General features: G+C 72.3%; 22 protein-coding genes, 2 tRNA genes and 1 pseudogene. 17 read left to right on the forward strand and 8 right to left on the reverse strand.

The genetic code is table 11. From position 1 onward, the window contains the following. The first annotated feature begins 8 nt into the window (after positions 1–8). Positions 9–1,826 carry a glutamine--fructose-6-phosphate transaminase (isomerizing) gene (gene glmS, locus RCO28_RS33550; RefSeq protein ID WP_308945115.1) on the forward strand — a complete coding sequence of 606 codons (1,818 nt, stop codon included), beginning with the start codon at positions 9–11 and terminating at the stop codon, positions 1,824–1,826. Positions 1,827–2,077: 251 nt separating this feature from the next. Here glmS and RCO28_RS33555 read toward each other — a convergent pair whose 3' ends face one another. Beyond that, positions 2,078–2,599 carry a universal stress protein gene (locus RCO28_RS33555; protein WP_308945116.1) on the reverse strand — a complete coding sequence of 174 codons (522 nt, stop codon included), beginning with the start codon at positions 2,597–2,599 and terminating at the stop codon, positions 2,078–2,080. Between the two features lie 366 nt (positions 2,600–2,965). Here RCO28_RS33555 and RCO28_RS33560 point away from each other — a divergent pair, with 366 nt between their 5' ends. The 4 genes from RCO28_RS33560 to RCO28_RS33575 all read left to right on the forward strand — a co-directional run bounded on the left by RCO28_RS33560 (position 2,966) and on the right by RCO28_RS33575 (position 5,724). Further along, entirely contained in the window at positions 2,966–3,271 is a 306-nt protein-coding gene (locus tag RCO28_RS33560; protein ID WP_308945117.1) for a hypothetical protein, read from the forward strand. A gap of 419 nt (positions 3,272–3,690) precedes the next feature. Next, on the forward strand, positions 3,691–4,899 hold the full coding sequence (locus RCO28_RS33565; protein WP_308945118.1) for a helix-turn-helix domain-containing protein: 1,209 nt from the start codon (positions 3,691–3,693) through the stop codon (positions 4,897–4,899). A gap of 5 nt (positions 4,900–4,904) precedes the next feature. After that, complete coding sequence (gene orn, locus RCO28_RS33570; RefSeq protein WP_308945119.1) at positions 4,905–5,516, forward strand: oligoribonuclease; 612 nt, start codon at positions 4,905–4,907, stop codon at positions 5,514–5,516. Between the two features lie 135 nt (positions 5,517–5,651). After that, positions 5,652–5,724 (forward strand) — tRNA-His (locus tag RCO28_RS33575). Positions 5,725–5,829: 105 nt separating this feature from the next. Here RCO28_RS33575 and RCO28_RS33580 read toward each other — a convergent pair. Then, the gene (locus RCO28_RS33580) at positions 5,830–6,891 is read right to left on the reverse strand and encodes a LacI family DNA-binding transcriptional regulator (RefSeq protein WP_308945120.1); all 1,062 of its coding nucleotides are present in this window, start codon (positions 6,889–6,891) and stop codon (positions 5,830–5,832) included. Positions 6,892–7,162: 271 nt separating this feature from the next. Here RCO28_RS33580 and RCO28_RS33585 point away from each other — a divergent pair, with 271 nt between their 5' ends. The 4 genes from RCO28_RS33585 to RCO28_RS33600 all read left to right on the forward strand — a co-directional run bounded on the left by RCO28_RS33585 (position 7,163) and on the right by RCO28_RS33600 (position 11,939). Next, positions 7,163–8,485: an extracellular solute-binding protein gene (locus RCO28_RS33585; RefSeq protein WP_308945121.1), complete on the forward strand. Its 1,323-nt coding sequence runs from the start codon at positions 7,163–7,165 to the stop codon at positions 8,483–8,485. A gap of 3 nt (positions 8,486–8,488) precedes the next feature. Further along, the gene (locus tag RCO28_RS33590; protein ID WP_308945122.1) at positions 8,489–9,523 is read left to right on the forward strand and encodes a sugar ABC transporter permease; all 1,035 of its coding nucleotides are present in this window, start codon (positions 8,489–8,491) and stop codon (positions 9,521–9,523) included. Further along, on the forward strand, positions 9,520–10,407 hold the full coding sequence (locus RCO28_RS33595) for a carbohydrate ABC transporter permease (protein WP_308945123.1): 888 nt from the start codon (positions 9,520–9,522) through the stop codon (positions 10,405–10,407). Before RCO28_RS33590 ends, RCO28_RS33595 begins: the two co-directional genes overlap by 4 nt. Before the next feature lie 113 nt (positions 10,408–10,520). After that, positions 10,521–11,939, forward strand: a complete 1,419-nt coding sequence (locus tag RCO28_RS33600) for a GH1 family beta-glucosidase (RefSeq protein WP_374991298.1) — start codon at positions 10,521–10,523, stop codon at positions 11,937–11,939. A 122-nt stretch (positions 11,940–12,061) separates the two neighbouring features. On the opposite strand, the pseudogene RCO28_RS33605 reads toward RCO28_RS33600, so the two are convergent. From RCO28_RS33605 to RCO28_RS33615, 3 genes and pseudogenes are all read right to left on the reverse strand, one after another. After that, positions 12,062–12,955, reverse strand: a pseudogene (locus RCO28_RS33605) (chitinase); the annotation flags it as partial. 375 nt (positions 12,956–13,330) lie between these two features. Further along, positions 13,331–14,728 (reverse strand): HAMP domain-containing sensor histidine kinase, encoded by a 1,398-nt coding sequence (locus tag RCO28_RS33610; RefSeq protein WP_308945126.1) that lies wholly within the window; start codon positions 14,726–14,728, stop codon positions 13,331–13,333. Continuing rightward, on the reverse strand, positions 14,725–15,459 hold the full coding sequence (locus RCO28_RS33615) for a response regulator transcription factor (RefSeq protein WP_308945127.1): 735 nt from the start codon (positions 15,457–15,459) through the stop codon (positions 14,725–14,727). Before RCO28_RS33615 ends, RCO28_RS33610 begins: the two co-directional genes overlap by 4 nt. A gap of 89 nt (positions 15,460–15,548) precedes the next feature. Between RCO28_RS33615 and RCO28_RS33620 the strand changes: the two genes are divergently transcribed. Further along, positions 15,549–16,091 (forward strand): hypothetical protein, encoded by a 543-nt coding sequence (locus RCO28_RS33620; RefSeq protein WP_308945128.1) that lies wholly within the window; start codon positions 15,549–15,551, stop codon positions 16,089–16,091. A gap of 27 nt (positions 16,092–16,118) precedes the next feature. Here RCO28_RS33620 and RCO28_RS33625 read toward each other — a convergent pair whose 3' ends face one another. Beyond that, positions 16,119–16,970 (reverse strand): fused MFS/spermidine synthase, encoded by an 852-nt coding sequence (locus RCO28_RS33625; protein WP_308945129.1) that lies wholly within the window; start codon positions 16,968–16,970, stop codon positions 16,119–16,121. Positions 16,971–17,046: 76 nt separating this feature from the next. Then, a complete protein-coding gene (locus tag RCO28_RS33630; RefSeq protein ID WP_308945130.1) occupies positions 17,047–17,421 on the reverse strand; it encodes a hypothetical protein in 375 nt (124 codons plus the stop codon). Positions 17,422–17,694: 273 nt separating this feature from the next. On the opposite strand from RCO28_RS33630, the gene RCO28_RS33635 reads away from it, so the two are divergent. Beyond that, entirely contained in the window at positions 17,695–19,095 is a 1,401-nt protein-coding gene (locus RCO28_RS33635) for a hypothetical protein (RefSeq protein WP_308945131.1), read from the forward strand. Between the two features lie 229 nt (positions 19,096–19,324). Here the strand turns inward: RCO28_RS33635 and RCO28_RS33640 are convergent, their stop codons facing one another. Then, entirely contained in the window at positions 19,325–19,921 is a 597-nt protein-coding gene (locus RCO28_RS33640; RefSeq protein ID WP_308945132.1) for a histidine phosphatase family protein, read from the reverse strand. Between the two features lie 252 nt (positions 19,922–20,173). Here RCO28_RS33640 and RCO28_RS33645 point away from each other — a divergent pair, with 252 nt between their 5' ends. The 6 genes from RCO28_RS33645 (at position 20,174) to RCO28_RS33670 (ending at position 25,814) form a co-directional block, all read left to right on the forward strand. Beyond that, positions 20,174–21,370: a hypothetical protein gene (locus tag RCO28_RS33645; RefSeq protein ID WP_374991295.1), complete on the forward strand. Its 1,197-nt coding sequence runs from the start codon at positions 20,174–20,176 to the stop codon at positions 21,368–21,370. Between the two features lie 100 nt (positions 21,371–21,470). Then, positions 21,471–23,087, forward strand: a complete 1,617-nt coding sequence (locus tag RCO28_RS33650; protein ID WP_308945133.1) for a hypothetical protein — start codon at positions 21,471–21,473, stop codon at positions 23,085–23,087. Continuing rightward, complete coding sequence (locus RCO28_RS33655; protein WP_308945134.1) at positions 23,084–24,448, forward strand: AAA domain-containing protein; 1,365 nt, start codon at positions 23,084–23,086, stop codon at positions 24,446–24,448. The genes RCO28_RS33650 and RCO28_RS33655 overlap by 4 nt, the downstream gene beginning before the upstream one ends. A 127-nt stretch (positions 24,449–24,575) precedes the next feature. Beyond that, positions 24,576–24,917, forward strand: a complete 342-nt coding sequence (locus tag RCO28_RS33660; protein ID WP_308945135.1) for a hypothetical protein — start codon at positions 24,576–24,578, stop codon at positions 24,915–24,917. A gap of 173 nt (positions 24,918–25,090) precedes the next feature. Next, positions 25,091–25,750 carry a bifunctional DNA primase/polymerase gene (locus tag RCO28_RS33665; protein ID WP_308945136.1) on the forward strand — a complete coding sequence of 220 codons (660 nt, stop codon included), beginning with the start codon at positions 25,091–25,093 and terminating at the stop codon, positions 25,748–25,750. Next, positions 25,741–25,814: transfer RNA gene (locus RCO28_RS33670), tRNA-Lys, on the forward strand. The genes RCO28_RS33665 and RCO28_RS33670 overlap by 10 nt, the downstream gene beginning before the upstream one ends. The last annotated feature ends 12 nt before the right edge of the window (positions 25,815–25,826 follow it).

Below are 25,826 nucleotides of genomic sequence, written 5' to 3' on the forward strand. Positions count from 1 at the left end.
ACACCCAAATGTGCGGAATCGTCGGATACATCGGCAAGCGTGACGTGGCCCCCCTCCTGCTCGAAGGCCTGCAGCGCCTGGAGTACCGCGGCTACGACTCGGCCGGCGTCGTCGTCACCAGCCCCAAGGCCTCCGGCCTGAAGATGGTCAAGGCCAAGGGCCGCGTCCGTGACCTGGAGGCCCGCGTCCCCAAGCGCTTCGCCGGCACCACCGGCATCGCCCACACCCGCTGGGCCACCCACGGCGCCCCCTCCGACGAGAACGCGCACCCGCACCTGGACGCCGAGGGCAAGGTCGCCGTCGTCCACAACGGCATCATCGACAACGCCTCCGACCTGCGCGCCAAACTCACCGCCGAGGGCGTCGAGTTCCTCTCCGAGACCGACACCGAGGTCCTCACCCACCTGATCGCCCGCTCCGAGGCCGAGACCCTCGAGGAGAAGGTCCGCCAGTCCCTCAAGCAGATCGAGGGCACGTACGGCATCGCCGTGATGCACGCGGACTTCAACGACCGTATCGTCGTGGCCCGCAACGGCTCCCCGGTCGTCCTCGGCATCGGCGAGAAGGAGATGTTCGTCGCCTCGGACGTCGCCGCCCTCGTCTCCCACACCCGCCAGATCGTCACGCTCGACGACGGCGAGATGGCCACGATCAAGGCCGACGACTTCCGTACGTACACCACCTCCGGCACCCGCACGACCGCCGAGCCCACCACCGTGGAGTGGGAGGCCGAGTCGTACGACATGGGCGGCCACGACACGTACATGCACAAGGAGATCAGCGAGCAGCCCGACGCCGTGGACCGCGTCCTGCGCGGCCGGATCGACGAGCGCTTCTCCACCGTGCGCCTCGGCGGCCTCAACCTGGACGCCCGCGAGGCCCGCACCATCCGCCGCATCAAGATCCTCGGCTGCGGCACCTCGTACCACGCGGGCCTGATCGGCGCGGGCCTCATCGAGTCGCTCGCCCGCGTCCCCGCCGACGCCGAGCCCGCCTCGGAGTTCCGCTACCGCAACCCGGTCGTCGACCCCGACACCCTCTACATCGCGGTCTCCCAGTCCGGCGAGACGTACGACGTGCTCGCCGCCGTGCAGGAGCTGAAGCGCAAGGGCGCGCGCGTCCTCGGCGTGGTCAACGTGGTCGGCTCGGCGATCGCCCGCGAGGCCGACGGCGGTATGTACGTGCACGCCGGGCCCGAGGTCTGCGTGGTCTCCACCAAGTGCTTCACCAACACGGTCGTCGCGTTCGCGCTGCTCGCCCTGCACCTGGGCCGGATCCGCGACCTGTCGGTCTCCGACGGCAAGCGGATCATCGAGGGCCTGCGCAAGCTGCCCGAGCAGATCTCCGAGATCCTGGAGTCCGAGGCCGAGATCAAGAAGCTCGCCGACCAGTACGCCGACGCCAAGTCGATGATGTTCATCGGCCGTGTGCGCGGCTACCCGGTCGCCCTGGAGGCCTCGCTCAAGCTCAAGGAGATCTCGTACATCCACGCCGAGGCGTACCCCGCCTCGGAGTTGAAGCACGGCCCGCTCGCCCTGATCGAGCCCGCACTGCCGACCGTCGCGATCGTCCCGGACGACGACCTGCTGGAGAAGAACCGCGCAGCCCTTGAGGAGATCAAGGCCCGCAGCGGCCGCATCCTCGCCGTCGCGCACCAGGAGCAGGAGAAGGCCGACCACACCATCGTCGTCCCGAAGAACGAGCCGGAGCTGGACCCGATCCTCATGGGCATCCCGCTCCAACTCCTCGCCTACCACACGGCGTTGAGCCTCGGCCGGGACATCGACAAGCCGCGCAACCTGGCCAAGTCGGTCACCGTCGAGTAGGCGTCCACACCTTGAACGACCCCCTGTGTGTGCCACCTTGCACACAGGGGGTCGTTCTTTCGGGTGGCCGGGGTCGCCCATTACCCCGGCCCGGGACGCTGCCTCAGCCGGTGACCGTCACGCCCCGGCCCGGCAGCACGCTCCGTGACATACGTACCCTTCACAAGGGCACAAAGCACCTCTACGCACGGGTAGTTTCAGCGGGTACGTAACGAACTCGCCGCCGGAAGGCGGGTATTGAGGGACGCGCGCTACGGAATGACGATCACGGGGCGCTGCGCCCGGCGCGCGAGGCGGCCCGCCACCGAGCCGAAGATGCGGCCCACGAGGCCGTGCGTGGAGCCGACGACGATCGCGTCCGCCTCGTACTCCCGGCCGACCTCTTCGAGTTCGTGGCAGATGTCCCCGCCGCGCTCGACCAGGATCCACGGCACCTCGGACAGGTACTCCGCGCAGGCCAGTTCGAGGCCGAGCACCTCGGTGCGGTGGTCCGGGACGTCGACGAAGACCGGGGGTTCGCAGCCCGCCCACACCGTGGTGGGCAGCCGGTTGGCGACGTGCACGATGATCAGGCCCGAGCCGGAGCGGCTGGCCATGCCGATGGCGTACGCGAGGGCGCGTTCACTGGACGTGGAGCCGTCGAAGCCGACGACTACGCCGTGTTTGAAGGCGGGATCGCAGGAATGCTGCGCCTTGCGCTCCGCCCGCGGCGTCGAAGGGTCGGCGACCTGCCGCTTGCGGTCTGCGGGTTCGGGGAATTCGTGACCGGCCATCGGTGTCTCGGCTGAAGGAAGTCCTCGGTGAGAGGGGCGACTTTTCATCGGGTTCATCGAGCAGGAGCGGCACACGGCCTGAAGCCGTGGCCGGGAAACATCTTCCCAACCCCATACCCTCAAGGGTACGGCGACACTCCTCTCCTGCCCAGGTCCCGAGGCGGCATCCGCCGCGTTCCCCGGGAGCATGCACGAGCCCGCCCGGTATCGCAACGGTCGCTGCCCCGTACAGGCTTCTGCCCTCAGGCCGTTACCCGCACGTCGGCGAGATATGCCACGGACTCACCACGGGCGGTGACCACCCCAGTGACCTGGCCGCTTGGCCGCGCGTTGAAGGCGTGAACCCGAGCCCCAGGGAGCAACTCCGTGCCGAGGCCGCACACCGCGTCCACCCCCGATCCTCCCGCCCGCACCTCCTCGGGGGACGTCGTCGCCTGGGCCGCGTTCAGCTGTGTGCTCGTGCCGGTGGTGCTCGTCGTGTACGGGACGTCGATCGGTGGTGCCGTCTGGGCGGCGCTCGGGCTCGTGGCGGTCACCGGGGCCTGCCGGATACTGCTGCGTAGGTCCGAGCGGAGCGCCGCCAGTTTGCTCGCGGAACAGAACGGGACGCGGCGCGAGGCCGAGAGGCCGGGCGGAGCCCACGCCCGTCGCGACCATCGGCGGGCGGCCTGAACCGCACGCACCGTGGACGTGAATGAGCCGGGCCCTTTCGCTTCTTTTCAGCCAAACTGGCGACGGCGTGTCCCCCGTGGTCCACCCCTCCCCCAACACCCCTTTCAGCAGGGCCAGATGCCCTCCGGAAGGCGTCTTGCCCCTACGGGGACCGGCCACCGGCCTACCGCGCACTTCCGCCGAACGCTCTTCAGTGCCACGCTTCGTGATCGAAAGCTTCACGCCACGTTGCATTGTCGACATTGAGCCTGGTGCTGAACTGGTCACGAGGACGCTACAAGACACAGTAGATTCGATCATGACCGTCTGGGCGGGGGATTCGTGCAGGACCGAGGGGCTGTGAAGTCTAGAAGCAGTGTGCAAGAGCGACAGGCCCGGCAAGTGAGGGGCGCCGCGACCACCGAGGGGGGCTTAGCACCGTGAGCCACGACTCCGCAGCCGTATCGGAGGGCGTTGTACGCAAGCTCTCCGGGCGCCGGCGCAGAGAAATCGTCGCCGTGCTGCTGTTCAGCGGCGGACCCATCTTCGAGAGCTCCATACCGCTCTCCGTCTTCGGCATCGACCGCCAGGACGCCGGAGTGCCGCGGTACCGACTTCTCGTGTGCGCGGGCGAGGACGGCCCGCTGCGCACCACGGGGGGACTCGAACTCACCGCGCCCCACGGCCTGGAGGCCATCGCGCGGGCGGGCACGGTCGTCGTGCCGGCCTGGCGCTCGATCACCTCACCACCGCCGGAGGACGCCCTCGACGCGCTGCGCCGGGCGCACGAAGAAGGCGCGCGCATCGTCGGGTTGTGCACCGGAGCGTTCGTCCTCGCGGCCGCCGGCCTGCTCGACGGCCGCCCCGCCACCACCCACTGGATGTACGCGCCGACGCTCGCCAAGCGCTACCCGTCCGTCCATGTCGACCCGCGCGAACTCTTCGTGGACGACGGGGACGTCCTCACCTCGGCGGGCACGGCCGCGGGCATCGACCTCTGCCTGCACATCGTGCGCACCGACCACGGCACGGAGGCCGCCGGGGCGCTCGCCCGCCGGCTCGTCGTGCCACCCCGGCGCGCCGGCGGCCAGGAGCGCTACCTCGACAGGTCTTTACCTGAGGAGATCGGCGCCGACCCGCTCGCCGAGGTCGTCGCCTGGGCCCTGGAGCACCTCCACGAGCAGTTCGACGTGGAGACGCTCGCGGCGCGCGCGTACATGAGCAGGCGGACCTTCGACCGCAGGTTCCGCTCGCTCACCGGAAGCGCCCCCCTGCAGTGGCTGATCACTCAGCGGGTGCTGCAGGCCCAGCGGCTCCTGGAGACCTCCGACTACTCCGTCGACGAGGTCGCCGGACGCTGCGGGTTCCGCTCGCCGGTGGCGCTGCGCGGCCACTTCCGCCGCCAGCTCGGCTCCTCCCCCGCCGCCTACCGGGCCGCGTACCGCGCCCGCAGGCCGCAGAACGAGAAGCCGGCCGACATCCTTGAGGGCCCCGGTCCGCTTCCCTCGCAGTCCCGGCGCACGGCCGCGGCCAGCTCGTTCGGGCTGCCGGGCGCCACGGCCTCGGCCGACACCGGCAGACACGCCTCCGATCTGTATGCCGCCGCTCGCGCGACGCTCCCCGGTCAGCGGGAACGCCCCGTAGGGTGAGACGCATGAACGATCGCATGGTGTGGATCGACTGCGAGATGACCGGGCTCTCGCTGACGGACGACGCACTTATCGAGGTGGCCGCACTGGTCACCGACTCGGAGCTCAACGTGCTCGGCGAAGGCGTGGACATCGTGATCCGCCCGCCGGACGCAGCCCTCGAGACGATGCCCGAGGTGGTGCGCACCATGCACACCGCCTCGGGCCTCCTCGACGAGCTGGCGGCCGGCACCACCCTCGCCGACGCCGAGGAGCAGGTGCTCGCGTACGTACGTGAGCACGTCAAGGAACCCGGCAAGGCGCCGCTCTGCGGGAACTCGGTCGGCACGGACCGCGGCTTCCTGCTGCGGGACATGCCGACCCTGGAGGACTACCTGCACTACCGCATCGTGGACGTCTCCTCCATCAAGGAGCTGTCCCGGCGCTGGTACCCGCGGGCGTACTTCAACAGCCCGGAGAAGAACGGCAACCACCGGGCCCTCGCCGACATCCGCGACTCCATCACGGAGCTGCGGTACTACCGCGAGGCGGTCTTCGTCCCGCAGCCCGGCCCGGACTCGGACAGGGCCAAGGCCATCGCGGCGAAGTACGTGCAGCCCGCCGAACCCGCCGAGTAGCGGTTCCGCTCGCCCGGAAGCCGGTGGTCGGGGTGCGTACGGGCCCCGATCCCGGCCCCCGGAAAAGGCGGGCGCGAGCACCCCTTCGGACCCTGTACACTTTTTCTCGGCCGGTCGGAAAAACGACCGGTCATGGTGGGTGTAGCTCAGTTGGTAGAGCACCTGGTTGTGGTCCAGGTGGCCGCGGGTTCAAGTCCCGTCACTCACCCTCAAGGATCAAGGTCCGGCCGAAAGGCCGGACCTTGATCCGTTTCCGGCCCCTCATGTCCGGCCCCGCACGTCCGGCCCCGCACGCGCGATGAGGGCCCGGCCCTCACGACGAGTCCCGCACCACCAGTTCCGTGGGCAGCACCAGCTGGCGCCGCTCCCCCGCCGCCGAGGCCGGGCGGTCCGCCGAGCGGTCGGCGATCTCGTCCAGGAGCAGCCGCGTCATCTCCCGGCCCATCTCCGCGATCGGCTGCCGCACACTCGTCAGGGCAGGCTCCATATGGCGGGCGATCACCGAGTCGTCGTACCCGACGAGGGCCACATCCTCCGGTATTCGGCGGCCCGCCTCCCGCAGTACGAGCCGGGCGCCGCCCGCCATCACGTCGGAACCCGCGAAGACCGCGTCCAGGTCCGGGCGGCGGGCGAGCAGCTCGGCCATCGCGCGGCGGCCGCCCTCCTCCGTGAAGTCGCCCTCCGCGACCAGCTCCGGGTCGACCTCGCGGCCCGCCGCCTCCAGGGCCGCGAGGCAGCCCTCGTGGCGGCGGCGCGCTCCGTACACGTCGAGCGGGCCGGTGATCAGGGCGATCGTGCGGTGGCCGCGTTCGACGAGGTGCTCGACGGCCGCCCGGCCACCACCGAAGTTGTCCGAGTCCACCGACGGCAGCTGCTCGTCGGCGCTGCGGCGGCCGCTGATCACCGCCGGGACGCCCAGCTGGTCCACCAGGTCGGGCAGCGGATCGCCCGCGTGCACCGAGACCAGGAGCACCCCGTCCACGCGCTGCGCGCCGAGGTACTGGGCGAGGCGCCTGCGCTCCTTGTCGCCGCCCGCGAACGTGAGCAGCAGCTGCACCTCGGTCTCGGCAAGGGCCTGGCCGACGCCCCGGATGATGTCGGAGAAGTACGGCTCGGCGAAGAAGCGCCGCTCCGGCTCGGGCACGACCAGGGCGATGGCGTCGGTACGGTCGGCGGCCAGGGCGCGGGCCGCCGTGTTCGGTACGTATCCCAGCTCCGCCACGGCCGCCTCGACCAGGGCCCTGGTCCGGTCGCTCACCCGGGGCGAGCCGTTGATCACGCGGGACACCGTGCCGCGGCCCACCCCCGCGCGCTCCGCCACCTGCTCCAGGGTGGGCCTCCGCCCGCCCCTGCCCCGCGGCTCTCGCACCGCCATTCCTGCCTCCCCACCGAAACCGACCGCCCGGGAACCCGCACCGGACGACCGGAACCTAACAGCCGGGTAACCGAACGAACTCCCGACGTCCGGCGTCTTGACACCCCCCTGGGGAGCCGCAACGCTTCAACACATCACGGTGGGAGCGCTCCCATAGTACTGGACGCATACACAACCCGCACGTTCCCCGCCCGAGCCCGGGCCTCCAACGGCCTTGCTGCTGACAGAAGTTGGACGTTTCCCGGCACCCCTGGGCACATTGGAGGACGCAATGCGCACCACGACCCGTACGCGGGCGGTGGCTCTGGCTGCCGTCGTCACCCTCGGCGTCTCGCTGCTCGGCGGCTGCGCCGAGGACCCCGGTGAATCCGGCGCCTCGTCCGGCGGTGGCGACGGCGCCGGGAAGACCACGCTGACCGTCGGGGTCTTCGGGGTGTTCGGCCTGAAGGAGGCCGGGCTCTACGACGCGTACATGGAGAAGAACCCGGACGTCGTCATCAAGCAGACGTCCATCGAGCGCAACGAGAACTACTACCCGCAGCTGCTCACCCACCTCGGCTCGGGCAGCGGGCTCGCCGACATCCAGGCCGTCGAGGTCAACAACATCGCGGAGATCGTCGCGACCCAGTCCGACAAGCTCGTCGACCTCGGCAAGGCGCCCGGCGTCTCGAAGGACGCGTATCTGGACTGGAAGTGGCAGCAGGGGACGACGAAGGACGGCGCCACCGTCGGGCTCGGCACCGACATCGGGCCGCAGGGGATCTGCTACCGCAAGGACCTGTTCGAGAAGGCCGGGCTGCCCACCGACCGCGAGGCCGTCGGCAAGCTGTGGGCGGGCGACTGGGAGAAGTACCTGGAGGTCGGCAAGAAGTTCAAGGCCAAGGCCCCGGAGGGCAAGGCCTTCGTCGACTCGGCCGCCGGCGTGATGGCCGCCGTCACGGGCAGCTACGAGGAGCGCTTCTACGACAAGTCCGGCGAGGTCGTCTACAAGTCCAACCCGCGCGTCAAGGAGGCCTGGGACCTCGCCGCCGAGTTCGCCACCGAGGGCCTGACCGCCAAACTCCAGCAGTTCCAGCCGACTTGGGACCAAGGCTACGCGAACGGCACCTTCGCCACCGTGTCCTGCCCCGCCTGGATGCTCGGCTACATCAAGTCCAAGGCGGGCGAGAAGGGCGCCGGCCAGTGGGACGTCGCGCAGGCGCCGAAGCCCGGCAACTGGGGCGGCTCCTTCCTCACCGTGCCGAAGGCCGGGAAGAACACCGAGGAGGCGGCCAAGCTCGCCGCCTGGCTGACCGCGCCCGAGCAGCAGGCCAAGCTCTTCGACCAGCAGGGCAGCTTCCCGAGCGCCTCGGCCGCGTACGACCTTCCGGCGGTCGCAGGCGCGAAGAACGCGTACTTCGACGACGCCCCCATCGGCAAGATCTTCGCCAAGGCGGCCGAGGGCGCGCCCGTGCAGATCCTCGGCCCGAAGGACCTGATCATCGCGCAGAACCTGGCGGACGTCGGCATGCTCCAGGTCGACCAGAAGGGCACCTCGCCCGAGGCCGGCTGGAAGGCCGCCGTGAAGGCGATCGACAACGCGCTGGACCAGTGACCCATGGCCAGTGAATCCCAGGCAGCCGCGCCCACCCGGGGGGAGGAGGGCGCGGCCCCGGCCGATGCCGTACCGGTCGGGCACCAAGCCGAGCACACCGCCGAGTCGAAGGCGCGCGAGCGGCGCAGCCGGCGCTACCGGCGGGACGTGCGGTGGAGTCCGTACGCGTTCATCGCGCCGTTCTTCGCCTTCTTCGCGGCGTTCGGGCTCTTCCCGCTCCTCTACACCGGCTGGGCCTCGCTGCACCGGGTGGAGCTGACCGCGCCGACGGACATGGAGTGGGTCGGGCTGCGGAACTTCTCGCGGCTGCTCGACGACGACTTCTTCTGGAACGCGCTGCTGAATACGGTCACCATCGGCCTGCTTTCCACGGTTCCGCAGCTGCTCATGGCGCTCGGCATCGCGCATCTCCTCAACTACCGGCTGCGCGGCTCGATGTTCTTCCGGGTCGCGGCCCTCACCCCGTACGCGACGTCGGTGGCCGCCGCGACGCTGGTGTTCGTGCTGCTCTTCGGGCGCGACTACGGAATGATCAACTGGGCGCTCGGCCTGGTCGGCTTCGACAGCGTCGACTGGCAGAACGGGGACTGGACGTCCAAGCTCGCGGTCTCCACGATCGTCATCTGGCGCTGGACGGGCTACAACGCGCTGATCTACCTGGCCGCGATGCAGTCCATCCCGGCCGATCTGTACGAGTCGGCGGCGCTCGACGGGGCTTCGCGCTGGCAGCAGTTCCTGCATGTCACGCTGCCCTCGCTGCGGCCGACGATCCTGTTCACCTGCGTGGTGTCGACGATCGGCGCGATCCAGCTGTTCGGTGAGCCCCTGCTGTTCAACGGCAGCGCGGGCGCGAGCGGCGGCCCGAGCCATCAGTTCCAGACCCTCGGCCTCTATCTGTACGAGCAGGGCTGGGTGAATCTGCACCTCGGCCGGGCCTCGGCCATCGCCTGGACGATGTTCCTGATCCTGCTGCTCATCGGCGCGGTCAACTGGCTGATCGTCCGCCGTCTGCGCAAGAACGAGAGGGGGGCGGCATGAGCACCTCTCTCAAGTCGCTTGCGGTGAAAGGCCGTTCGGCGGGGCGCGGGACGCGGGCGGGGCGGCAGCTGCACGGCGGGCGGTGGACGTACGCGGTCCTGATCGTGTTCACCGCGGTCTCGCTCTTCCCGCTGGTGTGGACGGCGATCGCCGCGTCGCGCAACAACACGCGCCTTGCACAGACGCCGCCGCCGTTCTGGTTCGGGGGCAACCTCTTCAAGAACCTGTCGATCGCCTGGACCGACGCCAACATGGGGACGGCCCTGCTGAACACCACGGTGGTGGCCGGTTCGATCGCCGTCGGCACGGTGCTGTTCTCCACACTCGCCGGCTTCGCCTTCGCCAAGCTGCGCTTCCGCTTCAAGAACCTGCTGATGCTGCTGGTGATCGGCACGATGATGGTGCCGCCCCAACTCGGCGTCGTACCGCTCTACATGCTGATCGCCGAGCTGCGGTGGACGGACCATCTGCAGGCCGTGATCCTGCCGACGCTCGTCAGCGCCTTCGGGGTGTTCTTCATGCGGCAGTACCTGCTGCAGGCGCTGCCGAGTGAGCTGATCGAGGCGGCGCGGGTGGACGGGGCGAACAGTCTGCGGGTGGTCTGGCACATCGTGTTCCCCGCGGCGCGGCCCGCGATGGCCGTGCTCGCGATGCTCACCTTCGTCCAGGCCTGGAACGACTTCTTCTGGCCGATCATCGCCCTGACACAGAACGGCAGTCCGACCGTGCAGGTCGCCCTGACCGGGCTCGGCCGCGGCTACATCCCCGACCAGTCGGTGATCATGGCGGGCGCGCTGCTCGGGACGCTGCCGCTGCTCGTCGCCTTCGTGATCTTCGGCAAGCAGATCGTCGGGGGGATCATGCAGGGCGCGGTCAAGGGCTGACCGGTCCTCCGTCAGCTGCACCTCTTTCCGTACGAATTCCTCTTTCCGTACGACCTCTTGGGAGCGCTCCCGTGACCTCAGTAGCAGCCTCTGCCTCCGCTTCTGCCTCCGCCGTGGCGACGCGGTTTCCGCCCGGCTTTCTGTGGGGCGCCGCGACCGCCGCGTACCAGATCGAGGGGGCCGTTCAGGAGGGCGGCCGGACGCCGTCGATCTGGGACACCTTCAGCCGTACGCCGGGAAAAGTGCTCGGCGGCGACACCGGGGACGTGGCCTGCGACCACTTTCACCGCTGGCGCGAGGACGTCCGGCTGATGGCCGAACTCGGCCTGGGCGCCTACCGGTTCTCGGTGTCCTGGCCGCGCGTGCAGCCCACCGGCCGCGGCCCCGCCGTGCAGCGCGGCCTCGACTTCTACCGCGAGCTCGTCGACGAGCTGCTCGCCCACGGCATCCAGCCGATGGCCACCCTCTACCACTGGGACCTGCCGCAGGACCTGGAGACGTCCTTCCCCAGCGGCTCGGCCGCGGGCGGCGGCTGGCCGGAGCGGGACACGGCGTACCGCTTCGCCGAGTACGCGGGGATCGTGGCCGAGGCGCTCGGCGACCGGGTCGAGCGGTGGACGACGCTCAACGAGCCGTGGTGCAGCGCGTTTCTGGGGTACGGCTCCGGGGTGCACGCGCCGGGGCGCACCGACCCGGTCGCCGCGCTGCGGGCGGCGCACCACCTGAACCTCGCGCACGGGCTCGGCGCGCAGGCGTTGCGCGCCGCGCTGCCCGCGCGGGCGCAGGTCGGGATCTGCCTCAACCCGAGCGCGGTGCGCGCGCGGACGGACGCGCCGGAGGACCTGGACGCGCGCCGGCGCATCGACGCGCTCGCCAACCGGGTGTTCACGGGGCCGCTCCTGAAGGGCGCGTACCCCGCCGATCTGCTCGCGGACACGGCGGGCCTGACGGACTGGTCCTTCGTTCGACCGGACGACCTCGCGGAGATCCGGCAGCCGCTGGACTTCCTCGGCATCAACTACTACACGCCCGCCGTGGTCTCCGCCGCCGCGGATCCTTCGGTGCCGCGCCGCGACGGGCACAACGCGAGCGAGCACTCGCCCTGGCCGGGCGCGGACGGGGTGGCCTTCCACCGCGTGCCGGGTGAACTCACCGCCATGGACTGGGCGGTGGACCCGAGCGGACTGGTCGACCTGCTCACCCGGTACACCGCGGAGGCCCCCGGGGTCCCGCTCTACGTCACCGAGAACGGCGCGGCCTACGACGACCGGCCGGACGCGGAGGGCCGGGTCCACGACCCGGACCGCATCCGCTACCTGCACGCCCACCTGTCGGCGGTGCACGAGGCCCTGCGTGCGGGCGCGGACGTGCGCGGCTATTTCCTGTGGTCGCTCCTCGACAACTTCGAGTGGGCGTACGGCTACAGCAAGCGGTTCGGGGCGGTGTACGTGGACTTCGCGTCGCAGGCGCGGACGTTGAAGTCGAGTGCGCGGTGGTATGCGGAGGTTGCGGCGAGCGGTCGTCTGCCTTGATTTTTCCCCTACCCGCCCCTTCCCGAAAGTCCTGCCGGACGGGCCTCCTCAAGCGCCGGAGGGGCTAAAAGATAGCCCCTCCGGCGATTGAGGAGCGGGGGTCCGGGGGCGGGGTGGGGGGGCTAGGAGTACGCGCCGAGTGCCTTCGTGAAGTCCAGCGGCTGCTGGTCGATGGAGGAGCAGGTCGGGGAGACCTCCGTCGAGCCACCCTCGCAGGCCTTGTCCCGGGTCGAGGACCACATCGACAGCCACCCGAGCTTCTTCTCCTGCGCGAACTCGACGAGCTGCTTCGCGTCGTCCCGCTTGAAGATCTCCGTCGTGACGTCGTTGACGCCGATCATCGGGGTGACGGCGACCGTCCGCCAGGCCTCCGCGTCCGAGAGCCCGAGCGCGGACTTGAGCTGGCCCTGGGTCGCGGTGGCGGCCTGGATCGCGTACTCGCCCATGTCGTCGCTGTAGGCGGGCCCGTAGTCCATCGCCATGATGTTGACGGCGTTCACGTGCACGCCGTTCTTCTTCGCGTCCTCGACCAGCGCGACGCCCGGCTGAGTCAGACCCTCGGGCATCACGGGCAGCGTGAACGAGACGTCCAGGCCCGGGTGTTCCTTCTGCAGCGCGGCGATCGCCTGGGCGCGGCGGGTGTTGGCCTCGGTGTCGGGCAGGGCGGCGCCCTCGATGTCGAAGTCGACCTTCTTCAGGTCGTACGCCTCGACGACCTTGCCGTACGCCGCCGCCAGCTCCTCGGCGGAGGAGCAGTTAAGGGCCAGCTCGGAACCGGCCGCGCCGCCGAAGGAGACCCGGACGTCGCCGCCCTTCGCGCGCAGGTCGGCTGTCTGGGCGGCCACCGGGTCGTCGCCGAGGGCCGTCTTGCCGCCCCACAGCGGCTCGCAGCCGCCGCCGGAGGTGATGAAGGCCAGGTTGAACTCCTTCACGCCGGTCTTCTCGGCGGTGTCGACCAGGTCGTACGCGGGGGCGAGCGAGGTGTCGACGAAGGGCGCGAAGCGGGCGGTCTCGGCCTCCGCCTGTGCGCTCGGGGCGACCTTGTCGGCCATCGCGGAACCCGAGAACGCGAACGCGGCACCCCCGGCGACCGCCGCCGCGCAGAGCGCGCCGATCGCCTTGGTCCTGCCGCTGATCCTGCGCCGATGCGTGCTCATGAACGTGCCTGCCTCTGCTGTACGGGGGTGCCCGGGGGTGTTACGGGCTTGGGGGTGCGGCAGCACGCTAGCGATCCGGAATCCGACAATCGGCGCGATCCGGGCGGGAGTTGAGGTTCTTAGGGTGCGCTTAAGGAGGTCGAAGGGGGTGGTTAAAGGTTCCGGCTACGCGGGGGTTCCGAACCGGGTGAGAGTTCCGGCTACGCGGGGGTTCCGACTGGGGGAGAGTTCCGGCTACGCGGGCGTGGACGTCGGCATCCGCTTGCGGCGGCGTACCGTCCCCCGGTGCCTGCGGCGGCCCGCGGCCGGGCGGCGGTCGTCGAGCTGTATCCAGATGCGGATCTCCGTACCGCCGAGCACGGAGCTGCCGATACGGACATCGCCGCCGGTCGCCTCGGCCATCTGCCGGACGATGTCGAGCCCGAGGCCGGTCGAGCCGACGGTGTCGCCCTTGCCGCTGCCACGGGCGAGCGCGGCCTCCGGGTCGAGGATGCCGGGGCCCGCGTCGGAGACGAGCACGATCACCGCGTCCTCGGCGCTGTGCACGTCGACCGCGAAGCCGGTGCCCTCGGGCGTGTGCCGGAAGACGTTGCCGAGCAGCGCGTCCAGAGAGGCGGTCAGGTCGGGGCGGGCCACCGGCACGTGCACGGGCGCGTCCACCCCGGCGACCCGTACCTTGCGCGCCTCGTCCTCGGCGAGCGCCGACCAGAACGCCATCCGCTCCCGGATCACCTCGGCCGCGTCGCAGCCCGCGCCGGGCCCCCCGGCCACGGGGACGGGCTTGGCCTCGCGCGCGGTGCGGATGATCGCGTCGACCTCGGACTCCAGCTGCTCGACGGCCGCCCGGGTCTGGTCGGCGGCCGGGCCCTCGCCGAGGGAGGCCGTGTTGAGCCGGAGCACCGTCAGCGGGGTGCGCAGGCGGTGCGACAGGTCGGCGGCCAACTCTCTTTCGTTGGCGAGGAGTTGGACGACCTGGTCGGCCATGGAGTTGAAGGCGACGGCGGCCTGCTTCAGCTCGGTCGGCCCTTCCTCGGGCACGCGCGCGGTGAGCTTGCCCTCGCCGAGGTCGTGCGCGGCGCCCGCGAGCCGTTTGGCGGGCTGGATGAGTCGTACGCCGAGCCGGTCCGCGACCGCCACCGAGCCGATGACGAGCGCGACACCGACACCCGCGAGCACCAGCCAGGCCGTGGCGACCCCGTTGCTCAACTCGCCCTCGGGCACGAAGACCTCGACGATCGCGATCTCGCCGGAGCCGAGCGCGGTGGGCTGGAGCAGCGCCTTGCCGTCGGGGGCGTCCGCGATGGAGGGGCTGGCGATCTCCCGGGTGCGGTCCAGGTCGGCCTGGGCGGCCCGGCGCCTGCCGACTTCAAGCGCCGGGTCGTCACCGACGGCCGGGATGTGCACGGCCATCTTCCCGGCGGCGCCCGCCTGGGTGGAGGCGACGGCGCGGGTGAGCTGGTCGCGGTCGGTGGTGATGGAGAGGGTGGGGCCGATGGCGGCGGCCTGGCGCTCGGCGTTGGAGTAGGCCCGGTCGGCGGCCATCTCCTTGATCACCAGGCCGAGCGGCACCGCGAAGGCGACGACGACCATCGTGGTGACGGCCAGGCACACCTTGACCAGGGCCCATCTCACTGCGGGGGCTCAAGGCCGGCCTGCGGAGGCTCAAGCCCGACCGGCGGGGGCTCCAGCTTGACGCCGACGCCGCGGAGCGTGTGCAGATACCGCGGCCGCGCCGCCGTCTCCCCCAACTTCCGCCGCAGCCACGAGAGATGGACGTCGATGGTCTGGTCGTCCCCGTACGACTGCTGCCAGACCTCGGCGAGGAGTTCCTTGCGGGGTACGACGACGCCGGGGCGGCCCGCGAGGAACGTGAGCAGGTCGAACTCGCGCCGGGTGAGATCGAGCGTGGCCCCGTCGAGTTCGGCCTGGCGGCGCAACGGGTCGATGGCGAGCCCACCGACCCGGATGACGCGCGACAGCGGGGCCTCGGCGGCGCCCCCGGATCCGGAGCGGCGGAGCACGGCCGCCATCCGGGCGGAGAGGTGCTCGACGGAGAACGGCTTGGTGAGGTAGTCGTCGGCGCCGTCGTTGAGGAGCCGGACGATCTCGGTCTCGTCGTCCCTCGCCGTGGCGATGATCACGGGTACGTCGGTGATGCCGCGGAGCATCTTCAGCGCCTCGGAGCCGTCCAGATCGGGCAGACCGAGGTCGAGGATCACCACGTCAAAGCGGACATGGGCGACCTCGCGCAGCGCCTCCAGGGCCGTGCCGACGCTCCGTACGGTGTGGGAGGCATCGGTCAGGTGCCGGATGAGGGCGGAGCGCACGAACTGGTCGTCCTCGACGACGAGCACACTTGCCATGGGCGGCACCGTACGCCATGCGAGGGACGGCGGTCACGGGCCGAAGGGCCCGGGACAGGGCCCTGGCCCATGGGGCAGTATGGCCCGCGATGCGGCAACGAGGACTCGTACACGGCCTGGCGTGGATGCTCGCCACTGGGGCGGCGGTCACGCTGTCCTGGTGGGGTGTGCACACGGTGATGTCGGGCACGGCGTACGACCGGCCGGGGGCCCTGCCCCTCACGGGCACCTCTCAGGACCCACCGCAGGAGGCCCACCCGCAGGCCTCATCCACGCACCGCCCGCGCGAGACCCCGAAGCCGGGCGGCTCCGGGAAGGCTTCGGCTCCGCCGGAGCGGTCCACGAAGCCGCGCACACCGTCACCGGCCAAGCCCTCGCCCAGCAAGAAGCCCGGCACGGGCTCCCCCACGGGCAACGTGAAGTCCTACACGGTCGCGGGCGGCCGGGTCGCCTTCGAGATGGGCTCGAAGTCGGCCGAACTGGTCTCGGCGACGCCGGACTCGGGCTGGCAGATGCAGGTCTGGAAACAGCCGGAGTGGATCCGCGTCACGTTCACCCAGGGCGGCCGCGAGGTCTCGGTGTTCTGCACGTGGCACGACCATGCGCCGAGCGTCGAGGTGGACGAGCGCTGATTTTCCCCCGCCCCACCCCTCCCCGCCCTAGCGGAACACCCCCGGCGGCGGTGCCGGTGACGCCGATGCGGTCGCGTCCGTGACAGGCACCGCACCGCCCGTGAAATCCACAAGCGCCGCCCCCGACTCCACCCGCCCCGGATGCGGATCCCCCGCAATCCGCCGGGTCAGCTCGGCAACGGGCAGTACCCGGTCCGAGGCCAGCAGCACCGCGTTGCCGAACCGCTTGCCGCGCAGCACAGCCGGGTCGGCGGCGAGCGCCAGCTCGGGGAAGAGCCCGGCCGCGGTGGCGATCTGCCGGCGCAGATGCGCGAGCGGCGGCCCGTCGGCGAGGTTCGCGGCGTAGTGCCCGCCGGGCGCGAGGGCACGGCGTACGTCCGTGAGGAACTCGGCGCTCGTCAGGTGCGCCGGTGTGCGGGCGGCGCTGAAGACGTCGGCGATGACCAGGTCGGCCCAGCCGTCGGGGATCTTGGCGAGCCCTTCGCGCGCGTCGACGGACCGCACCCGCACCCGCGCCTGCGGGTCCAACGGCAGCTCGCGGCGGACGAGTTGGACGAGCGCGGCGTCCCGCTCGACGACCTGCTGGGTGGAGCGGGGCCGGGTCGCCGCGACGTACCGGGCGAGCGTGAAGGCGCCACCGCCGAGGTGCACGGCACGCACGGGCCGGCCGGCGGGGGCGATCAGATCGACGAAGTGGCCGAGCCGACGCTGGTACGCGAAGTCGAGGTGAGCGGGGTCGTCGAGGTCGACGTGGGACTGCGGTGCGCCGTCGACGAGCAGCGTCCACGCGCGCGTGCGGTCCGGGTCCGGGATGAGCTCGGCCAGTCCGCCGTCCACCTCTTCGACGACGGCTTCCGCGTCGCGCTTCCTTCTGGCCATCCGTCCATTATCGACGCCCGTACGGATTCCGGCTCGGCGCCCCGTGCCCGTCGCCGCGGAGTACCGCGTAGGGGCCTCAACGGCAGCTGTCGGCCGCCTCGATGAGCCGTGCCGCCTCGCCGAGCGCGGCCCGCAGCAGCGTCGGATCGGTGACGGGTCCGGTGTCGGCGGGCGGGAGGAGCCAGGCCGCCCCGGCGACCGGCGGCGCGGGGTCGGCGCACCCGAAGGTCTGCGTACAGGCGCTGCCCGGCAGGTCCCAGGCGGCGGCGGTGCCGGGCGGGACCAGGAAGCCGAGGGTGTCGCAGCTGTTGTCGTGCAGGACCGGGCCGACGGCGGGAGCGGCGCCCCGGCGCAGAATGTCCACGGCCTCCAGGCCCTGGCGCGCGGGGACGGTCACCAGGTCGCACAGGTCGCACTCCGAGCCGAGCGGCGGGCCGTACAGCTCCAGCAAGGAAACCCCTCCTCGTCCGCGAAGGTGCGGTACAGCCCCTTCTCCGCATGGTTCAACGCGGCCCGCTGTCAACGGCTACGGCACAACACCGCCTCATCGGATGGCAGTTCATGGCAGATCCGGCGTGAGATTTCCGGTTTGTAGGCAAACAGTGCGTACCGGTCCTGTCACAGCCGGTACTTTCGTGCCCCGTCGGCGCCGGACCGTTTCGCCCCCTACAGGGGGCGGCAACGGCACGCGCTCCGGCACGAACCGCACGAGAGGGTTTGGCCAATGGCGTCGTCACCGATGACATCGTCAGCGGGGTCTCCCCGGTCGAATCTCGCCTTCCGGCGGCTGCGCGGGCAGCTGTCGCCGGGCGAGTTCGCGGCCGCGGTGCGCCGGGCCGGCCTGGAGATCGGTGAGCGGGTCGCGTGCGACGCGCGCTACATCGGCCGGGTCGAGGCAGGCGAGATCCGCTGCCCCAACTACGCGTACGAGCGGGTGTTCCTGCACCTGTTCCCGGGCCGGACGCTGGCCGACCTGGGGTTCGCGCCGCGCGAGTCGGTACGGGGCCGGGGCGCGCGCGCCAGGACCGGCCCGAGCGCCGGACACCGTGCGGGCCCGTACCCGCACGACCAGCTGAACGCAGAGCATCCGAGCACCGAGGAGAGCGACGTGCTGCGTCGCGCATTCATGACCGGGAGCACGGCCACCGTGGCCGTCGCCTCCCTGGGGCTCACGGGCCCCCTCAAGTCCGAGGCCGCCGCGGCGCCCCGCCGGGTCGGCGAGAGCGAGGCCGACGCGGTCGAGGAGGCCGTACGCCGCATCAGGCTGCTCGACGACCGGCACGGCGCCGACGGCCTGTACCGCAGGGCGTCGGCGCCGCTGCGCAACGCGTTCGCCCTGCTCGACGCGGGCACCGCACGCCGGGCCACATCGGAGCGGCTGCACGCGGGAGCGGGTGAACTGGCCATCTCCGTAGGCTGGTTGGCGCACGACTCGGGCCGTTTCGACGACGCGCGCTCGCACTACGCGGAGGCGCTCGCGACGGCCCGGATGGCGGGCGACGCGTCCCTGGAGGCGCACGCCTTCTGCAACATGTCGTTCCTCGCGCGGGACGCGGGCCGGCCACGCGAGGCGGTACGGGCGGCGCAGGCGGCGCAGCGTTCGGCGCGGGAACGGGGTTCGATGCGGCTGCTCTCGCTGCTCGCGCTGCGCGAGGCGGGGGCGTACGCGCTGCTCGGTGACCGTTCCGGGTGCGAGCAGGCGCTCGCCCGCGCGCAGGCCCTGTTCAGCCGCGGCGGCACGGACGCGGACCCGGAGTGGATGAGCTTCTACAACGAGGCCGAGCTGGAGGGCCTGGAGGCGCAGTGCTGGTCGGCGCTCGGCCAGTGGGGGCGCGCCGCCCGGCACGCCCAGCGCGCGGCCCATGTCGCCACCACGCAGACCCCGCACTTCACGCGGAACATCGCGCTCTACACCGCCGAGGCGGCCGACGACCTGGCGCGCGCGGGGCGCCCGGACGAGGCGGCGGCTGCGGGCGGCCGCGTGCTCGACCTTCTGGACGAAGTCCAGTCCTCCCGCATCCAGTCGATACTGGCCACCACCGCGCGCGTGCTGCTGCCCCACCGCCGCAACCCCGCGGTCGCGTCTTTCCTCGACCAGCACGCGAACGTGCCGCGCCAGGCGTGAAAACTCAGCCCCTCCGGCGTTTGAGGAGCGGGGTCCGGGGCGGAGCCCCGAAGCTCCGCAGCCACGCGGCGCCAGCCGCATATCGGACACAGCCGGGAAGGGGCGGGGAGGGGATCAAATCCAGCCCGTCTGGGGGCACCTCCCAGCGGTAGCTGGGGGAGCTTGAGGACGAGCCCGGAGGGCGATCGACGGTGACCGGGCCGACGGTGCGGGACGGGCCCCGTAAGACCTACCCCTCCAAGTGCCCCGTCTCGTTCCACGCCTCGATCGCCGGCTCCCCGTACGCCCAGCCGAGCACCGACAGCGACGTCGGGTTGAGGCGGATGCGGGCCGCGAAGTCGACGGGGAGGCCGAGCCAGCGGGCGCCGATGGAGCGCAGGATGTGGCCGTGCGCGAACACCAGGACGTCGCGGTCGGCGGAGCGGGCCCACTCCACGACCTCGTCGGCGCGCGCCGCGACCTGGTCGAGGGTCTCGCCCTCCGGGACACCGTCGCGCCAGAGCACCCAGCCGGGACGGGTCGCGTGGATCTCGGCGGGGGTGAGGCCCTCGTACGCGCCGTAGTCGACCTCCATGAGGGTGTCCCACTCCCGCGCGCGCTCGCCGAAGCCGGCGATGTCGCAGGTCTCCCGCGCGCGGACGAGCGGGCTCGTGCGCACCTCGACGTCGGGGAGGCCGTTCCAGGGCGCGCGGCGCAACCGCTCACCGAGCAGCTTGGCGCCGCGCCTGCCCTCGTCGAGCAGCGGGATGTCCGTCCTGCCGGTGTGCTTCCCGGACAGCGACCACTCGGTCTGTCCGTGGCGGGCCAGCAGGATGCGCGGGGCCATGAGGGGTTCTCCAGGGTTCGGCGTACGGGCGCGGGCGCGGACTTTTCCTGACAGGTCGCCCGGCTCCCCTCCATCATCGCGCACCTGCCGTTTCCCCTCGAACGGACCCGGGCCCGGCAGGTTCACGCAGCTTCGCGTACCGCTCCCGACCCTGCTCGTCGACTTGGGTCCCGAGGGCCAAGTCCCGTTTCCGTACGGGCTCGTCCGGGATGCGTTCCCCGGTTGTCAGTCCCGGGTGCGAGACTTCGGCAGGTGAGCGAAAACCCCAACAGCGCGGTGCCGACGGCAGCGGTACCGCCGACGGACCCGACGGCGCAGGCGGCCCCGCCGGCGACACCGCTGCGGCAGCGACTCGCTGAGCTGCGCGGCCCCGCGGTCCGCGCCAAGGCGCTGGACGCCCGCGCGCTGGCCGCCCTCGCCGCCAACCCGGGCTGCCGCCGCCGCGCCCTGCTCGACGGCGCGGGGGTGGACAAGTCGGCGCTCGCCGAGGCGCTCGGCTCGCCCTCCGGCTTCGGCCAGTCCCAGTTCGCCTTCGTGCGGGGCAACGCCTTCGAGGCGAAGGTGAAGGCGGACGGCGGCGCGGAGCTGCTCCGCCTGGTCCACGCCCACCTGGGCGGCGGCCCGGCGCCCGCGCCCGCGGACGGTGCCGAGACCGCCGAGGTGCACACCCCGGACCTCGCGGCGGCCGGACCCGAGGGCCGCTCCGCGCGTACGGCCCTCGCCCTGCGCGAGGCCGCCGCCACGCGCGCGTGGACACTGCTCGACCACCCGATGCTGGCGCTCGACGTCGCCGGTTCGCCCGCGTTCCTGGAGCCGGACGCGGTGGTCGTGCACCCCGACGGCCGCTGGACGGTCGTGGAGATCAAGTCCTTCCCGATGATCGACGGCGCGGCGGACCCCGCGAAGGTCGGCTCCGCCGCCCGCCAGGCCGCGGTGTACGCGCTGGCGCTCCAGCAGGTCGCCGCCCACCTCGACCCCGCTCCCCCGGTCGGCCACCAGGTCCTGCTCGTCTGCCCCAAGGACTTCTCCAACCAGCCGACGGCCGCCGCGGTGGACGTCCGCAAGCAACTCTCCGTGACCCGACGCCAGTTGGGCCGTCTGACCCGGATCGAGGACATCGCGGCGGCCCTGCCCGAGGGCGTCACGTTCGACGTCGAGCGCTCCCCGGACGAGCTCGGCCGCGCCGTCGAGTCGGTGCCCGCGGCGTACGCACCGGAGTGCCTCGCCGCCTGCGAGCTGGCCTTCCACTGCCGCGACCGCTCCCGCGGCGAGGGTGAGGTGACCGTGCTCGGCCGTTCGGTCCGCGGCGACCTGGGCGCGCTCACCACGGTCGACGCGGTCCTCGCGGCCGCGCGCGGCGAGGCGGGCGATCCGGACGACCCGGCGGTGGCGGCCCTCCGCCGGGCGGCGGCGCTGCGCAGCCAGGCGCTGAAGGGGGTCCCGTGCTGACCGCACCCCGGGTCCGCAAGGAGGCTTGCGAGGAGCCGACCGCACCCCGGGCCCGTAAGGAGCCGACCGCACCCCGCGCGCGTACGGAAGGGCGAGCCGCATGTCGCTGATCCACACCCTGGCCCGGATGGAGGCCGTCGAGTCGGGCCACGCCCAACCGCTCGCCACCGTCCGGCACCGCCATCTCGCCGCCCGCCCCCTGGTGTTCGTGCCGCTCACCACCGCGGGCGAGGCGGGCGCGCCCCTCGGTGCCCTGGTGGGCGCGGACCGCGACCGGCCCCGGCTGCTCTTCGTGCCGCAGCCCCGCGACCGCGACCTGCGCTTCGCGTTCCTGGCCGACCTCGCCGAGGAACTCCTGCCGTACGTCGACTCGTTCGCCGACGCCACCGAGCCCGCCGAGCGCACCGAGACCGACCCGGAGACCGGCAAGCGCGTCAAGGTCGAGACCGAACTGTGCGCGGACGCACCGCAGTTGATCCTGCCGAGCCGCGCGGGCATCGAGTACGTACGGCTCCTCGGGCGCTCCATGCGGTTCCGGCGCACGGCCGAGCAGGACCCGGACACCCCATATCCGGCGCCCCCGCGCGTGCCGCTGCTCGGGCGCTGGCTGACGCACTTCGCGGAGCGGGCGCGCGTGCCGGGCTCGACGCTGATCGCCGCGATGACGGAGCTGCTCTCCCGCCACTGGGCGACGGGCCAGTCCAGCCTGGAGGACCAGCACCTGGGCGCCCTCCTCGCCTGGATCGACCCACCCGGAGTCGGCTCCGACGGCGGCGGCTCGGACGGTGGCGGCTCGGGCGCCGCGGCCGCGCTGCGCGCCGAGACCGCGCGGGACGCCGCCGGCCAGCTGCTCTGCCCACCGGCGGGCCCGGCCACCGACCCGGCGTTCGACAACAGACTCCTCGCCCCGGCGATCGAGCGGTTCGACCGGGCGCGCTCCGCCCTGTCCGCCGCAGAAGACGGCCCGGCCGCCGACCGCCGCCTGGCCGAACTCACCGCCGCGGAGCGGGAGATCGCCGCCCTGGTCGAGAGCCGTACGCGCCCCACCTGGGACGCCGTCTGGCGCGGCCTCGACGTGCTCGCCGCCCTGCCGGAGGGCGAACGCGCCGCCGAGCGCTGGACCAGGGACCGCTGGTCGTACACCGGCCACCGCGACCGCGTCCTCGCCGGCGAACCCCCGCAGCCCCGCCTGGACGACGCGGTCACGGCGGCCAACAAGCTGGCCACGCGCGAGACCGCCCAGGCCCGCCTCGAAGCCCAGGAGGCGCTCGACGACCCGCTGGTGATGGCGGGCCGGAGGCTGTCCGGCGAGGCCTTCGGCGGCGAGGTCACCGAGGTCGTGATGGCGTACACCGACAGCAAGCGCCCGAGCCCCCGCCCTCTGGTCACGCTGCGCACGGACGACAGCCCGCACCTCGCCGAGCGCGCCAAGGTCTACCGCACGCTGGCGGGCAAGCCGCAGAGCGCCCAGTTCGTGGGGTACGACGAGGAGGGCGCGGTGGTCCTGCGCGTCCTGGACAAGATGGGCCGCGGCAAGGAGCCCGACGAAGGCTCCGTTCCGGTCAAGGGCGACCGGATCGTCTGGACGCTCTTCGAGCACGCGCCGCGCGGCGGCCCGTCGCTCCCCGACCCCGAGGACACCCCCTGGACCCATGGCGGCCCGCCGGGCGAGGGTGCGGGGGCCCCCGATCCGGTGACCCCGGAGGACGTGCTGTGAGCCATGCCCCCACGGATGCGCGCGGATCGGACACCCCCTTCGACCCGTCCGCCGAGGCCGCCCGCGCCACCACGGCGATCCTCCACGACACGCTGCACGGCGAGGCCCGCGGCGTCGTCGTGGACTCGCCCCCGGGTGCGGGCAAGTCCACGCTCGTGGTCAACGCCGCGCTCGAACTGGCCGCGGCGGGACGCCCGTTGATGGTGATCGCGCAGACCAACGCCCAGGTGGACGACCTGGTCCTGCGCCTCGCCGAGAAGGAGCCGGGCCTCCCGGTGGGCCGCCTGCACAGCAGCGACGCCGACCCGTACGACAAGGCGCTCGACGAGCTGGAGAACGTCCGCAAGTCCACGAAGGCCGCCGACCTCGCGGGCCTCGACGTCGTCATCTCCACGGCCGCGAAGTGGGCGCACGTCAAGAACGTGGAGCCCTGGCGGCACGCCATCGTGGACGAGGCGTACCAGATGCGGTCGGACGCGCTGCTCGCCGTGGCCGGGCTCTTCGAGCGGGCGCTGTTCGTGGGCGACCCGGGCCAGCTCGACCCGTTCGCGATCGTCGGCAGCGAGCAGTGGGCCGGTCTCTCGTACGACCCGTCGGCGAGCGCGGTGTCCACGCTGCTCGCGCACAACCCGACGCTGCCGCAGCACCGCCTTCCGGTGTCCTGGCGGCTGCCCGCCTCGGCCGCGCCGCTGGTCAGCGACGCGTTCTATCCGTACACCCGGTTCCGCTCCGGAACGGACCACGGGGACCGGAGCCTGTCGTTCGGGGTCCCGTCGGACGGCAGCGGGCCCGACCGCCTGCTCGACGAGGCGGCGGCCTCCGGCTGGGGCCTGCTCGAACTGCCCGCGCGGCGCACTCCGCGTACGGACCCGGAGGCCGTGCGGGCGGTCGCCGCGGTCGTCCGCCGCCTCCTGGACCGGGGCGGCGCCACGGTCAGCGAGCGCTCACCCGACCCGGCGCCGCTCACCGCCGACCGCATCGCCGTCGGCACCGCGCACCGCGACCAGGCCGCGGCGGTCCGCGCCGCCCTGGCCGAACTGGCGGTCACGGGCGTCACGGTGGACACCGCCAACCGCCTCCAGGGCCGGGAGTACGACGTGACGGTCGTCCTGCACCCGCTCTCCGGCCGCCCCGACGCCACCGCGTTCCACCTGGAGACGGGCCGACTCTGCGTCCTCGCCTCCCGGCACCGGCAGGCCTGCATCGTGGTGTGCCGCGCGGGCGTCGCCGAGCTCCTGGACGAGCATCCGTCCACCGAACCGGTACAGCTGGGCGTCACAGTGAAGTTCCCTGACGGCTGGGAAGCGAACCACGCGGTCCTCTCCCACCTGGCCGAACACCGGGTGCCGTACCGCACGTAGGCCACCTCGGAGAGCGCCTGCGCGAGCCGCTCGAACGAGGCGGTCTTGCGGACGGCTGGACAATGGAAGACGGCCCGGCGAAACCGACCGGACCCGAAGCACACGTACGTACGCACAGGAGGCAGGCATGGCGGAGCCCGAGCGGGTACAGCCGCGGCTGCGACCGGCACCGCTGCTGTTCGAGCCGACGGAGGCCGCCGCCGACCCGGAGCACTTCTTCGACCTGGAGTCGATCGAGGACCCCCGCGAACTGCTCGCGCGGGCGACGGAGCTGACGCTCGCCTTCCGCACGGCCACCGACCGCTCGGTGGAGTTCCAGGCGATCGCGGCGGCCCAGCTCGCCGACCCCCGCCGCTTCGACCGGCTGACCATGGCGGCGATCGCCGAACGCGCGGACTGGACCGAGGACTACGCGAAGAAGATGGTCGAGTTCGGCCGGGAGCTGATGCGCTCCGGCGCTGACCGCTGACCGGCTGGCCGCTTACGCCCGGCCCGGGCTGTGGGCCGAGTCGTCCGCCGACACCCACCCCACAAGCCCAACTGGCATATGCCGTCGGGCAAGATACTCCATACCGCCCCGACCTGTCCCCGTTTCCCGCAACCCACCGCAACGGAACAGTCGCTCCCGGTAGATATGGGGTCATGAGCGCACGGCAGCCCCACCTCAGCGAACCCACCCCCGCGACGACCGCCACGGCCGCGAGCAACCCCGCCCGCACGCCGTTACTCGACCACGCCACGCTGGTCACCGCCGACGGCGCGAGCTGGCTCGCCTCGGCGTCGGCGTACCCGCGCAGCACCCTCGCGCTCTGGGAGTCCCGCCCGCACGCCCCGGTCGTCCTGCCCTGCGGCTCCACCTTCGACGTGGTGAGCGTGCCAGCCGTCTTCGGCCGCCGGATGCTCGACCGCCTCTGGGACGAGGGCCCCGGCTCCGGCCCGGTCGCCGCGCACCGCGGCCGGATGCTGATCTTCGCCGCCCCCGGCACCGCGCAGCGCCTGCCGTCGCTGCTCGCCTGGGAGGAGTGGAGCCCCGCCGTGCCCGCCCCGCTCTGCCACGGCACCGGCGATGCCGTGACCGTCCCGCCGCTCGCCCCGCCCGACGAGACCGCCCCCACGGAACGCCTCGGGTCCCGCTGGCTGGTCGCCCCCGACACCCGCAATCCGTGGCTCCCGGGACCCGAGGCACTGCTCTGGGCGAGCGTCCGCGTGGCCCGCACGATGGCCGGTGCGGCGGTCCGCATATCGATTTTTCCTCCCGCCGACCAGGATGCTAAGGTCTACGACGTCAGCAGGCGCCGCTAGCTCAGTTGGTTAGAGCAGCTGACTCTTAATCAGCGGGTCCGGGGTTCGAGTCCCTGGCGGCGCACAGACGACGAAG

It is taken from the genome of Streptomyces sp. LHD-70 (genome assembly GCF_031157275.1).
In the GTDB taxonomy this organism is placed as follows: Bacteria; Actinomycetota; Actinomycetes; order Streptomycetales; family Streptomycetaceae; genus Streptomyces.